The sequence below is a fragment of the Gordonia sp. SID5947 genome (genome assembly GCF_009862785.1).
GTDB lineage: Bacteria > Actinomycetota > Actinomycetes > Mycobacteriales > Mycobacteriaceae > Gordonia.
Genome location: NZ_WWHU01000001.1, coordinates 1,191,522 through 1,204,658, shown reverse-complemented (window position 1 = coordinate 1,204,658; position 13,137 = coordinate 1,191,522). Strand labels below are relative to the sequence as shown.

At 67.1% G+C, this 13,137-nt stretch carries 11 protein-coding genes; 5 read left to right on the top strand and 6 right to left on the bottom strand.

The annotated features are described in order from the left end of the window. Window positions 1-63: 63 nt before the first annotated feature. Together GTV32_RS05600 and GTV32_RS05595 are read right to left on the bottom strand one after the other, a co-directional pair. A complete protein-coding gene (locus tag GTV32_RS05600) occupies window positions 64-597 on the bottom strand; it encodes an alkyl hydroperoxide reductase (protein ID WP_161059283.1) in 534 nt (177 codons plus the stop codon). 11 nt (window positions 598-608) lie between these two features. Further along, on the bottom strand, window positions 609-1,196 hold the full coding sequence (locus GTV32_RS05595; RefSeq protein ID WP_161059282.1) for a peroxiredoxin: 588 nt from the start codon (window positions 1,194-1,196) through the stop codon (window positions 609-611). 110 nt (window positions 1,197-1,306) lie between these two features. Here GTV32_RS05595 and GTV32_RS05590 point away from each other — a divergent pair, with 110 nt between their 5' ends. Continuing rightward, window positions 1,307-2,263, top strand: coding sequence for a hydrogen peroxide-inducible genes activator (locus GTV32_RS05590; protein ID WP_161062367.1), 957 nt, complete (start codon window positions 1,307-1,309; stop codon window positions 2,261-2,263). 84 nt (window positions 2,264-2,347) lie between these two features. On the opposite strand, the gene GTV32_RS05585 is transcribed toward GTV32_RS05590, so the two are convergent. The 3 genes from GTV32_RS05585 to GTV32_RS05575 are packed head-to-tail and all read right to left on the bottom strand — an operon-like array spanning window position 2,348 to window position 5,894. Then, entirely contained in the window at window positions 2,348-2,785 is a 438-nt protein-coding gene (locus GTV32_RS05585) for a nitroreductase family deazaflavin-dependent oxidoreductase (RefSeq protein WP_161059281.1), read from the bottom strand. Window positions 2,786-2,814: 29 nt separating this feature from the next. Further along, entirely contained in the window at window positions 2,815-4,920 is a 2,106-nt protein-coding gene (locus GTV32_RS05580; RefSeq protein ID WP_343287222.1) for a DUF3516 domain-containing protein, read from the bottom strand. Then, window positions 4,917-5,894 carry a PAC2 family protein gene (locus tag GTV32_RS05575; RefSeq protein ID WP_161059280.1) on the bottom strand — a complete coding sequence of 326 codons (978 nt, stop codon included), beginning with the start codon at window positions 5,892-5,894 and terminating at the stop codon, window positions 4,917-4,919. Before GTV32_RS05575 ends, GTV32_RS05580 begins: the two co-directional genes overlap by 4 nt. A 186-nt stretch (window positions 5,895-6,080) precedes the next feature. Here GTV32_RS05575 and GTV32_RS05570 point away from each other — a divergent pair, with 186 nt between their 5' ends. Beyond that, the gene (locus GTV32_RS05570; RefSeq protein WP_161059279.1) at window positions 6,081-6,770 is read left to right on the top strand and encodes a hypothetical protein; all 690 of its coding nucleotides are present in this window, start codon (window positions 6,081-6,083) and stop codon (window positions 6,768-6,770) included. A 146-nt stretch (window positions 6,771-6,916) separates the two neighbouring features. Next, on the top strand, window positions 6,917-8,083 hold the full coding sequence (locus GTV32_RS05565) for a DUF4192 domain-containing protein (RefSeq protein WP_161059278.1): 1,167 nt from the start codon (window positions 6,917-6,919) through the stop codon (window positions 8,081-8,083). Window position 8,084: 1 nt separating this feature from the next. Here the strand turns inward: GTV32_RS05565 and GTV32_RS05560 are convergent, their stop codons facing one another. Continuing rightward, window positions 8,085-8,768, bottom strand: a complete 684-nt coding sequence (locus GTV32_RS05560) for a metal-dependent transcriptional regulator (RefSeq protein ID WP_161059277.1) — start codon at window positions 8,766-8,768, stop codon at window positions 8,085-8,087. A gap of 160 nt (window positions 8,769-8,928) precedes the next feature. On the opposite strand from GTV32_RS05560, the gene GTV32_RS05555 reads away from it, so the two are divergent. Continuing rightward, complete coding sequence (locus GTV32_RS05555; protein ID WP_343287221.1) at window positions 8,929-10,194, top strand: acetoin utilization protein AcuC; 1,266 nt, start codon at window positions 8,929-8,931, stop codon at window positions 10,192-10,194. 16 nt (window positions 10,195-10,210) lie between these two features. Then, window positions 10,211-13,135 carry a GNAT family N-acetyltransferase gene (locus tag GTV32_RS05550; RefSeq protein ID WP_161062364.1) on the top strand — a complete coding sequence of 975 codons (2,925 nt, stop codon included), beginning with the start codon at window positions 10,211-10,213 and terminating at the stop codon, window positions 13,133-13,135. Window positions 13,136-13,137 lie beyond the last annotated feature (2 nt).

Below are 13,137 nucleotides of genomic sequence, written 5' to 3'. Positions count from 1 at the left end.
CCTCTGACGAACGAATCTGCCCCCGGCTCTTTCGACGAGTCGGGGGCAGATCTGTGTGGCGCGTCAGACCGCGGTGAGAGCCTCGGTGGTCGCGATCGCCTGGGCCACACCGGCGACGATCGATGCGACCTTGAGAGCCTCGAAGATGGCCTCACGGTCGACACCCGCCTCGCGCAGGGTGTTCTCGTGCGCGCCGACACAGTGCTCACAACCGTTGATCGACGACACCGCGAACGACCACAACTCGAAGAGTGCCTTGTCCACGCCCGGGTTGCCGATGATGTTCATGCGCAGGCCGGGGCGTAGGTCGTCGTACTTGCCGCCGAGAAATCCGCGGCCGCGGTAGAAGACGTTGTTCATCCCCATGATGGACGTCGCGCCCAGCGCGGCGTCGTAGGCCTCGGCCGACAGCGTGTCGGCTGCCTCGTCGGCGATCTCGGTCAGCACCTTGGCATTACGCGTCGCGGCCGCGGTGGACAACAGGGTGCCCCACAGCTGATCTTCGCTCAGCGCCGTGGTGCGGGTGATCGAGCCCAGGTTCAGCTTGAGATCCTTGGCGTAGCCGGGCAGTGCTTCCTTGAGATTCTCGATGCTCATACGATCTCCTCTCAGACGCTCGCGGTCAGCAGTTCGCCCGCGTCGATGGTCGGGTCGCCCTTCTTCCAGTTGCACGCGCACAACTCGTCGGACTGCAGCGCGTCCAGGACGCGGAGCACCTCCTCGACGTTGCGGCCGACCGAACCGGCGGTGACCGAGACGAATTGGATCTCATTGTTGGGGTCGACGATGAAGGTGGCGCGGTCGGCCACTCCATCCGCGTTCAGAACACCGGCCGCGGAGGCGAGTTCGCGCTTGAGGTCGCTCAACATGGGGAAGGGGAGGGTCTTGAGGTCCTCGTGCTGTGCCCGCCACTGGAAATGGACGAACTCGTTGTCGACCGAGGCACCGAGTACCTGCGCGTCACGATCGGCGAACTCGTCGTTCAGCTTGCCGAAAGCGGCGATCTCGGTGGGGCACACAAAGGTGAAGTCCTTGGGCCAGAAGAAGACGATGCGCCACTTCCCGGGATGATCGTCGCTGGTGACTGTGGTGAAGTAGTCGTCGGGCTTCTGGGCGTCGACCTTGGACAGATCGCCGCCGATGACCGCGGTGAGATTGTATGCAGGGAACTGGTCGCCGATGGTCAGCAAAGCCATGCTCTGTTTCGCTCCTTGGTGTTTCGATCATCGTGATGCGTCATACGGAAGACGCACTTCGTCGTCAGACATGCACCATCGTGCCGGAATCTCGGCAAGAGTGATACGTGATGATACGCACTATATTGATAGGTATGGCCAATAGAAGTAATCAGCCGTCCACGGCGGCGCTCCGGTCGTTCGTAGCCGTCGCTTATCGACGCCATTTTGGTTCTGCGGCAGCAGATCTGGGGGTAAGTCAGCCGACGTTGTCGCAGGCACTGGCGGGACTGGAGTCGGGTCTCGGCGTGCAACTCGTGGAACGGACAACCCGACGCGTGTTCTTGACCCCGCAGGGAGAGCGGTTGTTGCCCAAGGCAATTGCCGTCGTGGATGCAATCGACGAGCTACTTGCCGAGGCGTCAGGTGACGGCGATGCGCTCGCCGGTCCGATGCGGCTGGGTCTGATACCGACTGTCGCCCCGTACATCCTTCCGGCGGTGCTTCGCGGTGTCGCGGAACGAATTCCGGCGTTGCGCATTCAGGTGGTGGAGGACCGGACCGCACGTCTGCTTCGGCAGTTGAGAGAGGGCTCACTCGACGCGGCCATCGTGGCATTGCCCACCGATGAGCGTGGGTTGACCGAGGTGTCGATGTACACAGAGGATTTCGTCCTCGCGGTGCCGGCCGGTCATGCTCTTGCCGGGCGGCGCAGGGTGGACCCGGCATCGCTTGCCGACCTTCCGCTCCTGCTTCTCGACGAAGGTCATTGCCTACGCGATCAGGCGCTGGAGGTGTGTCGACTCGCCGGTGTCCGGCCGGACGTGGGACAGACGAGGGCGGCGTCGCTGGCGACCGCCGTGCAATGCGTGGAGGGTGGGCTCGGGGTCACCCTGATCCCGCAGACCGCGGTAGCGGTCGAGACCGACGGCGGGCATCTGGCCACCGCGACGTTCGCGAGACCGCGGCCGGGCCGGGAGGTCGGGCTGGTGTACAGAGACTCGACGCGCCGGGCAGACGTGTTTCACACGCTCGCCGGCGTCATAACCGATCTCGTCGTCGCGGCCGGCGCGGCACGGCGGAGCTGATCGGCCGCGCGGCGCCGGTACGACGGTCGACCAGGAGCCATGCGGTCCCACCTACCATGGTCGAACGATTCAGACGGCCGGATCTCAGCTGCGGGGTTCGAGGACGAACACCGGGATGACACGGTCGGTCTTTGTCTGGTATTCGGCGTAGTCGGGCCATGCCTCGACGGCTCGTGCCCACCAGGTCTCACGTTCTTCGCCGGTGACCTCGCGTGCGGTGTAGTCGCCGACCTTCTCCCCGTCGCGAAGTTCCACATGCGGCTCGGCGACGAGATTCCAATACCAGACGGGATGCTTCGGGGCACCGCCCAACGAGGCGACGACCGCGTAGTCGCCATCGTGTTCGACCCGCATCAGCGGTGTCTTGCGGAGTTTGCCCGTCTTACGGCCGACCGAGGTGAGGATCACGACAGGTTTGCCCTGCATCGTCGTTGCCGCGGTGCCGTTCGACGCCTCGTATTCGCGGACCTGATCCGTGGCCCAATCCGCCGGGCTGGGTTCGTACTCTCCGGTGAGTGGCATGTCTCCTCCAACGTGGTCGGTGGACTCGACTATTCCATACCGACCTGAGTGAGTTGCTCCCATTCGTCGACCAGGCTGGAGTCGACCTCACGGACCATGGCGCCCACCCGCTCGGTGATCTCGACCACTTCAGGTGTGCTCACGGCAGTCGGAAGTCCTTGTCGCAGAACTCGATAGCAGTCGGACAAGTATCGCAGCAGGACGCCCTCGCTCCTGGCGAGGCCATAGGCGGAGATCAGCTCGGTGAACGTCATCGACCGTTCCAGCATCTCGCGGAGCACCGACTTCGGTGACGGCGGGTAGGACGCCACCCACGGATGGCCGCGTCGGTAGACGCCGAACGCGAACTCGATCTCGTCGGCGAGTGGACGGGGCCACGTGATCTCTTCCAACCGCGCCATGCGTTCTTCGTATTCGACGCCGTCTGCCTTCATCTCGGCGATCGCGGCGTCGCGAGCGACCTTGCGCTGTGCGAACAGGAGGGGTCGAGGATCGTCGAGAGTGGACTCGAGGATGGACAACACGTCGAGTGAGTAGGTTGCCGAGTCCGGGTCGAGAATCTCGAAGGCGGCCAGCGCGAACGACGACAGCGGGTTGGTGAGCGCGAAGTTCTCCGGCATGTCGACCGACATCGCGACGTTCTTGCCGTCCGGGCCGGGTGTGTCGAGTTGCACGACGATGCCCGACTCACGCAGGCCGCGGTAGAGCTCGATGGTGTGCCGGATGTGGCGGAGCTGCCGGTTGCGCGGCTCGTGGTTCTCCTCCAGGAGATGTCGGAGAGCCGCGAAGCAGTCACCCGGCCGCGCAAGCACTTCCATGAGGATGGCGGTGGTCATCCGGAAATGTGACCGCAGAGGTTCGTCGGGTGCGTCGATGAGTTGGGTGAAGGTCTTCTCGCCCCAGGACACGAAACCCTCGGGTGCCTTCTTGCGGACCAGTTTGCGGAGCTTCTTGGGATCGTCACCCGCCTTCGCCACCGCGCGTGCGTTGTCGACATCGTGCTCGGGCGCCTGGACGACCACATAACCCACGCTGTCGAATCCGGCGCGACCGGCCCGCCCGGCGATCTGATGGAACTCACGCGCGCGCAGACGCCGGACCCGGGTGCCGTCGTATTTGCTCAACCCCGCGAACAGGACGGTGCGGATCGGCACGTTGATCCCGACACCGAGGGTGTCGGTGCCGGCGACGACCTTGAGGAGTCCTTGCTGCGCAAGACGTTCCACGAGCCGACGATAGCGCGGCAGCATCCCGGCGTGGTGTACGCCGATGCCCGAGCGCAGCAGCTTGGAAAGGGTGGCACCGAATCCGGTGTGGAAACGGAAGTCGCCGATCGCCTCGGCAATGAGGGCCTTCTCGGCCTTGTCGGCGATCTTGGCCGACAGCAGGGCCTGTGCGCGTTCCACCGCCGATGCCTGGGTGAAGTGCACCACGTAGACAGGGGCGCGACCCGCGGAGATCAGGTTCTCGATGGTCTCGTGGACGGGTGTCATCGCATATGTGTGCTCGAGCGGTACCGGTCGGTCGGTGCCGGTGATCGCCGTTGTCGGGCGCCCGGTGCGGCGCTGGAGATCGTCGACGAAGAACGAGACGTCGCCGAGTGTTGCCGACATCAGCAGAAACTGCGTGTGCGGCAACTCGATGAGCGGCACCTGCCAGGCCCAGCCCCGGTCGGCCTCACCGTAATAGTGGAACTCGTCGGCGACGAGAGTGCCGATGTCGCTGCGCGTGCCGTCACGGAGTGCGAGATTGGCGACGATCTCGGCGGTTGCGCAGACGATCGGTGCGTCGGCGTTGACCGCCGCATCGCCGGTCACCAGTCCCACCGATGCCGCTCCGAACATCGCACACAACTCGAAGAACTTCTCGCTCACCAACGCCTTGATGGGCGCGGTGTAATAGACACGCTCGCCGCGGCATCGCGCGAAATGGATCGCGCCTGCGGCGACGAGTGACTTACCCGAGCCGGTGGGTGTCGCCAGGATCACGTTGTTGCCGGCGATGAGCTCGAGAAGAGACTCTTCCTGGTGCGGGTACAACTCGATGCCCCGGTCGTTCCACCAGTCGGTGAACGTGTCGAACGCGGTGTCCTCGTCGGCCACCGGGGTCAGCACCGACCCCGGCGCCGCGCTCACATCGGGGATGGGGGGCCGCCCGCCTCGCCGCCGTCGGGATCGCCGCCGTCGCGCACCTGCTCGGCGAGGAACCGTTCGAGTTCGGCGCCCAGTTCTTCACCGCTCGGCAGATCCTCTTCGGCCGCGAGGAGTGATGCGCGTTCCTCCTGAGCCTGGGTGAAGGTGTCGTACTGCGTTTCCAGCGCAGCGACCACCGACTCGATCTCGGAATTGCCCGACACCTCGCTGTCGATCTGCGTGCGGACCTTCTCCGCTGCGTTCTCCAGGGCGGTGACCGGCAGTTGGAGGCCGGTCAACTCGCCGACCGCGTCGAGCAGTCGGGCGGAGGCCGCCGGATAGTCGGTCTGCGACAAGTAGTGCGGCACATGGACGGACAGTCCAGCGGCGCGGTGCTCGTGTTCGCTCATCCGCAATTCCAGCAGCATCGAAGCGCTGGCGGGCAACTTCATCGCCGAGCCCCACCGCGGCAGATCGCCGAGCCGATCCGGATCGCTCCCGTGGGCGGTGATCGACGGCGGGCGGGTGTGCGGGACCGCCATCGGAATGGCGTTGAGGCCGATGACGTCGGTCACCCCGAAGCGCTCCGCCAGGCGGCGCACCGCCTCGACGAACTGCTCCCAGCGAAGATCGGGCTCGGAACCCGCGAGCAGCAGGAACGGTCGCCCCGCGGTGTCGCGGATCGCGTGCATGGTCAGCGATGGCATCTCGACATCGGTGAACTTGTCACCGCTGAAGGTGATCGTCGGTCGACGCGACCGGTAGTCGATCAGTTCATCGGTGGAAAACGTCGCAACCAGTTCCGAATCGAACGCATCGCGCAGATGCCGCGCTGCCAGCGCAACAGCATGTCCTGCGTCCGCAAACCCCTCGAGGGCGTGGAGCAGCACCGGTCCGGTGCCCTCGTCATTCGAGACCTGGGGCGCGGGGAACTCCAGCGAGTACAGCGAACTGTTCTCGGCGGGCCGCTCGTCCATGGGTCGTCCCTCCTCGTCGTATGTCTGTCGATTCTCGCGCATCAGCGGCCGGCAGGGCCAATTTCGCAGATCGATGCGCTGTTCTCCTGTGTCAACAACTCCGCGGCAGACTCGATTCCCGCCGCTCCGGATTCGCCGGGTGTCGGTGCGCCGGACCCGCGCTCGTCGATGGCACAGTATGCCCTTGTGACCACAACCATGAGGCATCAGAAACGACGTCCCGTCGTGCTCGCCCCGATGCTGGTCGGGACAGCGATTCTCGTGGCTTCCGGGTGCACGGTGGACGGAGAGGGAGTCGCGGGAGCGGCAGATCTCTCGCACGACTCGGTGGCGGCATCGGATTTCCCGGGTGGATCGGCGAGTCGGGTGCCTCAGCCCGCGGTGCCGGCCGCTCTGGCCGATCTCACCGGACATCCCCTCCACGGGTCGGTGACGCCACCGCAGTGCACGCCCGTCGGCCTGCCCGCCGACGGTGCAGCGGTGCTGGTGGGCCCGGACCCCGACAACTCGACGGCGACCTTCACCTCTGCGGTGACCCGTGCCGGCAGGTCGCTGGCCGACGTGACCACCCAGGCGAGGAATTGTCCACGGGTGATCTCGGGTTCCGCCCCGACCGCCACGTCGCTGGTGACCGTTCAGGTGCTGGCGGCCCCGCGGAAACAGTCGGTCGACACTGCCGCTCTGCGCAGGCAGATCGCGACGGGCAATGTCGGATCGTCAGCGCTGACGACCGGGACGACGACCCTGATGGCGCAACACAGCGGAGTCCGGGTCACCGTCGAGTACCGCCGGCAGGGCGCGGAACCGATGTCGGCCCGAGAGAGTGACCAACTCGCGTCGCTCTTCGACAAGGCGGTCGACGCGGCGTTCGGATGACCCGACGCTGAACGTCGCAGCACTGTCCGCATCGCGCCTGCGTGATCTGTGGAACTTCGCGGGCTTGTGGACAACCAGCCCTCAACGGGCGGTTGCGGGAGGCGGTTGCGCGTGGTGAGCCGGTGGCCCATCCGACGATTGACCGCATGCCTTCATCCAGCAACGCCCGATCCCTGGCCCCATCCACGCTCCTGACGGCGGTGCCGGGGTTGCTCGGCTTCATCCCCGACCGATCCTTCATCCTGGTCGCCTTCGGCGACGACCCGCACGTGGTCCGCACCGCGATGCGTCACGATCTGGTCCTCGACGAGGCCGGCGAGGCGATTCCGGCCCTGACGTCGTTGTTCGGCGATCTCGCCAACGTGTGTGTACGCAACGAGATCCGCGCCGTGGTCGCCGTCATCGCCGATGATCGCTTCCTGCCCGGCGACGACCGGTACCGGCGGGTGTTCGCCGTCGCCGATCGCCGGTTCGTCGAGACCGGTGGCATCGCTGCGGGATTCGTGGTGCCGGAGTTCGCCGACGGCGCGCGATGGCAGCGGGTGTGGGACCCGCGCCCGCAGATGGCCGGCCCCCGCACGCCGCCGATCGCCCCGTCGTCATCGCCGCGCGGCCGGCTTGGCAACCCCAACACCAGTCCGACCGCAGTGCATCACGCGGTGACCACCGGTCGGCGTGTGCTCGCACGTCGCGCGGACATGGCGGCCATGCTGACGCCGCTCGACCACTGCGCGGGGACCGACTGCGCGGTGGGCAGCGTCACCGGCTCGGAGCGCGGCGACGTCCCGTCCGGGCGCCCAGCCGAGTCGCTCACCGACGGCGGACTCCTCCGCGGCCTCGTCGAGCAGGTGATCACCACCATGCCGTCGGCGGCCGGGTCGCAGGAGACCCGAGCACGACAACCCGGGCCACGCCAACTCGATTGCGCGACGGTCTCCATGCTCGGAACCGCGCTGACCCGACTGCCGGTCCGGGATGCGGCGCTGGCCCTCGCCGCGACCGATCTCCGGTACGCCGCCGAGATGCTGTGGCGGGAGCTGGCGCGGCGTCTGACCGGCTCGCAGCGGGCGAGCGCGGCAACCCTGCTGGCACATCTCCACTACATCAACGGAGAGGGAGGATATGCCGGCGTCGCACTCGACTGCGCTCTCGCGGCCGACCCGGAATGGTCGTTGGCCGTGTTGCTCGACAGCGCGCTCCGCGGTGGCATGCCACCGCGGATGCTCCGCGGAATGCTCGACCAGAGCTACGAGATCGCCCATTCGCTCGGGGTCCCGATGCCTGCGCCGACATCGGAGCTCGAGGCGGGCTGACTCAGACCTTGTCGACGAAGACGGAGTGGGCCATCTCCTCCGACAGTTCGAGACCGTCGTGGCCGGGCGAGTTGACCATCGCCTTCTCGCGGTTGATGGTGACCGTGACACGCGCGTTGGGCACCACGCCTGCGTCCCGCAGTTCGCTGATCAGCGCCTGATCGGACTGGGCATGCTCGGACAGTCGGCGCACGATCACGACGACCGGCTCACCCTGCGGTAGATCGGACAGACGGGTGGCGCCGTCGGTGAGCTGCGCCTGCTCGGCGCCCAGAAGTTCCAGACCGGGAATCGGATTCCCGTACGGGGACGTGGTGGGGTTGTCGAGGACGGTGAGCAGACGCCGCTCGACGTTCTCGCTCATCACGTGCTCCCAGCGGCAGGCCTCCTCGTGCACCTGATCCCAGGGCATCCCGATGACATCCACCAGCAGCCGCTCGGCCAGGCGATGCTTGCGCATCACCGCCACGGCGAGGTCACGGCCTCGTTCGGTGAGTTCGAGGTGCCGGTCGCCCGCGACGTGCAACAGGCCGTCGCGTTCCATCCGGGCCACCGTCTGCGAGACGGTCGGGCCACTCTGCTCCAGCCGTTCGGCGATACGGGCGCGGAGGGGGACGATCCCTTCCTCTTCGAGGTCGTAGATCGTCCGCAAGTACATCTCTGTGGTGTCAACCAGATCGTTCACGGTGCGCAGTCCCTTCGTCTAGGCCAAGGGTACCCTGATCAGGCCATGCGACCCTTGCGCGTGTCAGACGACACGCGTATGGGCACGTCGGTCGACCTCACTGCTGCCGCGCCGTGGACGAAGTACGTCGGCGGCCACCGGAAACCACTAGCCTGAGGTCGTGACGCGGACGACGAGCGATGAAGCGGCGGCAGTCATCTGGAGCGAGGACTTCCTGTCGTACAAGTGGGCCCACACCCACCCGATGAACCCGGTCCGTCTCGCTCTGACGATGACGTTGGCCCAGAGCCTCGGTGTCCTCGACGGCATCGACAGCCGCGCGCCACTCCAGATCGACGACTCGGCTCTGACGGTGGTGCATTCCACCGAGTACATCGACGCGGTACGCGCGGTCGGATCCGGCACGGCATCCCTGTCGGGCCCGTTGCTCGAGCGGCTCTTCGGGCTGGGGGATTCCGACAACCCGGTGTTCGACGGGATGCATGAGGCAGCCCGCCTGCTGGTCGGCGGGACGCTCGCCGCGGCGCAGGCGGTGGCGTCCGGGTCGGTGCGGCGCGCGGTGAACATCGGCGGCGGCATGCATCACGCCATGAAGGCGAGGGCGGCCGGCTTCTGTATCTACAACGACTGCGCGATCGCCATCAGATGGCTGCTCGAGAACGGGTACGACCGGATCGCCTACGTCGACGTCGACGCGCACCACGGGGACGGGGTCCAGGTGGAGTTCGCCGCCGATCCGCGCGTGCTGACCGTCTCGTTGCACCAACATCCGGCCACACTGTGGCCCGGCACCGGGTGGCCGACCGAGGTGGGCGACGAGACCGCTCAAGGCTCGGCGGTCAACGTCGCCCTGATGCCCGACGTCAGCGATCGGTTGTGGCTGCGGGCCTTCCACGCCGTGGTGCCGTCGGTCCTCGAACAGTTCCGTCCGCAGATCCTGATCAGCCAATGCGGTGTCGACAGCCACCGTGCCGATCCCTTGACCGATCTGGCCTTGACGGTCGACGGCCAGCGCGCGGCGATGCAAGCCATGCGCGGCTTTGCCGACAAGTACTGCGACGGGCGGTGGATCGCTGTCGGCGGGGGCGGCTACGGCGTCGTCAACGTCGTCCCTCGTAGCTGGGCCCACCTCATCGGGATCGTCGTCGATCGGGACGTCGACGTGGACACGACCATCAACGAATCCTGGTGTGCCACAGCAGAACAGATCGCCGAACAGGTCCACTCGGATTATTCTCAGGCCCCGGTGAGGGTCATGGGCGACGGGGGAGACGTCGGATATGTGGCGTGGGACGGCGACACGGGCCAAGAGCCGCCGGAGGGGATCACCGCCTCCGCGCAACGTCAGACCGATCGCGCGATCCTGGCCACTCGCCGTGCGGTGTATCCGCTACACGGACTCGATCCGGAGGACCCCCGTGACTGATGCGAGCGACGACCAGATGCCGTCCGAAGACCCTGTGACGGAGACGGACCCGGCGAACACCGCGACAGCGGTGAACTCCGGGGATGCGGCCGACCGACCGCAGCCGCGTGAGCCGTGGGACTATCCGCGTCACTGGATCGCCGATGTGCTGGCCTCCGACGGTGGTGTCGTTCATCTGCGTCCGATCGTCCCCGACGACGCCGATCGCGTGGTCCGGTTCCATGCCGGCCTGTCGGAGCGCACGCGCTACATGCGATATTTCGGGCCGACTCCGGCCCTTCCGCCGCGTGAGGTCGCGCGCATGACGACCGTCGACTATCAGAAGCGCGTCGCGCTGGTAGCGGTACTCGGCGGCGACATCATCGCAATCGGCCTCTACGAAGGACTCGAGTTCGACGGCAAGCCCGAATCCGCGGAGGTGGCCTTTGTGGTCGCCGACGACCATCAGGGCCGAGGCCTGGGGCCCATCCTGCTCGAACACCTGGCGGGTGCGGCCGCGGAGAGCGGATTTGTCCGCTTCGAGGCAGAGGTGCTCAGCGAGAACCCGAACATGGTGGCCGTGTTCCGCGACGCCGGTTATCAGTTGTCGCGGAACTTCGACGGAAGCACCGTGCACGTGGAGTTCCTGATCGACCCCACCGAGGCGTTGTTGTCGGTGCGCAACGCGCGAGAGCGTGCCTCCGAGGCGCGCAGCGTCGCCAACCTGCTGCGCCCGTCGTCGGTCGCCGTGATCGGCGCCTCCACCGATCCGAAGAAGGTCGGTAATGCGCTGCTCGCCAACATCATCGCCGGCGGATTCACCGGGCCGGTGTTCCCGGTGAACGGTCCGGGCCCCGCCGACGACGGATCGACGAGCGTCGATGGGCCCACCGGGTCACGGACTGCCCGAGGTCCCGGGCCGGCCCGGTCGACCCCGGCGGAGCGCCGCCGCCACACCCGGCCACCGTCTGTGCGCGGCATCCGGGCGTATCCCACAGTTCGTGACATCCCGGATCCGGTGGATCTGGCGGTGGTCGCGGTGCCCGCGTCCACCGTCGACGAGGTCCTCGACGACTGCCTGGTGAAGGGGGTCCGGACACTTGTCGTGGTCTCGTCGGGATTCGGTGAGAGTGGCGAGGCGGGTCTGGAGAGTGAGCACCGACTGCTCGAACAGGTCCGTGAACACGGCATGCGCCTGGTGGGTCCCAACGCACTGGGCGTCGCCAACAACGAACCGTCGGTGGCGCTCAACGCGACGCTGGCGCCACGGATACCGGCCACCGGCCGCGTCGGATTCTTCTGTCAATCAGGTGCCCTCGGGATCGCGATCCTGGACACCGCCGCGCGTCGCCAGATCGGTCTGTCCACGTTCGTTTCCGCCGGCAACCGTGCCGACGTGTCGGGCAACGACCTGCTCCAGTACTGGGACAGCGACACCGCGACCGACGTGATCTTGCTCTACCTCGAGAGCTTCGGTAATCCGCGCAAATTCTCCCGGATCGCCCGCCGCGTCTCGCGATCGAAACCGATCGTCGCGGTCAAGTCGGGTAAGGGCGCGATGACGGCTGCGCGTGCGGCCCGTTCGTCGGCGGCCAGTCTCGACGACCAGATCGCCCAGATGGTGCTCGAGCAGGCTGGTGTCATCCAGGTCGACACCATCTCCGAACTCTTCGATTGCGCAACGATCTTCGCCTACCAACCGCTACCGCGTGGCCCCCGCACCCGCATCATCGGCAACTCGTCGGTGCTCGGCAGCCTGGCCGCCGAGACCGCCCGTGGCGGAGGGCTGGAGGTGACCGAGACGATCGACCTCGGGGCCGGCGCGAGTGAGGACGCTTTCGAGTCGGCGGTGACGGACGCGATGGGCGACCCTTCGGTGGATGCCGTGGTCGTCGTGTTCGTACCGCCGGTGGCCGTGGACGCCGACTGGCATGCGCGCGCGCTGATGGCCGCGGCCAACTCGCAGACCACACCCGTCGGCGACGGCGCGGCCGAGCAGGACGTGAACCATCCGAAGCCGATCGTGACGACCTTCCTCGCGGTCGAGGGAATCCCGCCGGGGCTGATGAAGCCGGGCGCCAACGGACTGCCCGACGTCGGGTCGATCCCGTCCTACGGCAGCCCCGAGCGCGCGGCCAACGCACTGGCCCGGGCCTGGCAGTACGCGAAATGGCGGGAGCGACCGGAATCACCGATCCATCGACCCGAGGACACCGACCCGGAGGCCGCGCGTGGATTTGTCCGGGAGGCGATGGCCGACCTCGACGGGGCGGACGCGACATCCGATCCAGGCCGGGCTCTGGGACACGTCGAGTCGGCGACCGTGCTGAGCTGGTACGGCATCTCGATCGTGCCGTTCCGGGAGGCCACCACCATGCACGAGGCGTCTGCCGCGGCGCGCGAACTCGGCTTCCCGGTGGCGGTGAAGGCGACATCGAAGGCATGGCGCGGCCGTCTGGACCGCGAGGGGGCCCGGCTCGATCTGCCCGACGCCACCGCGGTGATCACTGCCTTCGCCGAGCTCAGTGAGCTGACCGGGGATCGCGTGCTGCACATCCAGAAGATGGCGCCGAAGGGGATCGGGACGATGATCCGGGTGCGCGACGACCGATCGTTCGGATCACTCATCTCATTCGGCCTGTCCGGGCGAACCTTCGATCTGCTCGGTGACCAGGGTTATCGCGCCATCCCGCTGTCGGCGCTCGACGCGTCGGAATTGATCGATGAACCTCGTTCGTCGGCGTTGCTGGACGGCTACGCCGGCGAGCCGCCGGTGGACCGTGCGGCGCTCGCCGATCTGCTGCTGCGGATCTCCACGCTGGTCGAGGACATCCCCGAGGTCCGTGAGGTGGTGCTGGACCCGATACTGGCCTCGCCGGACGGTGCCGCAGTGCTCACCGCCCTGATACGCGTCGGTCCGGTGCCCACACGAGCGGACACCGGACCGAGACGGCTGGGTTAGCG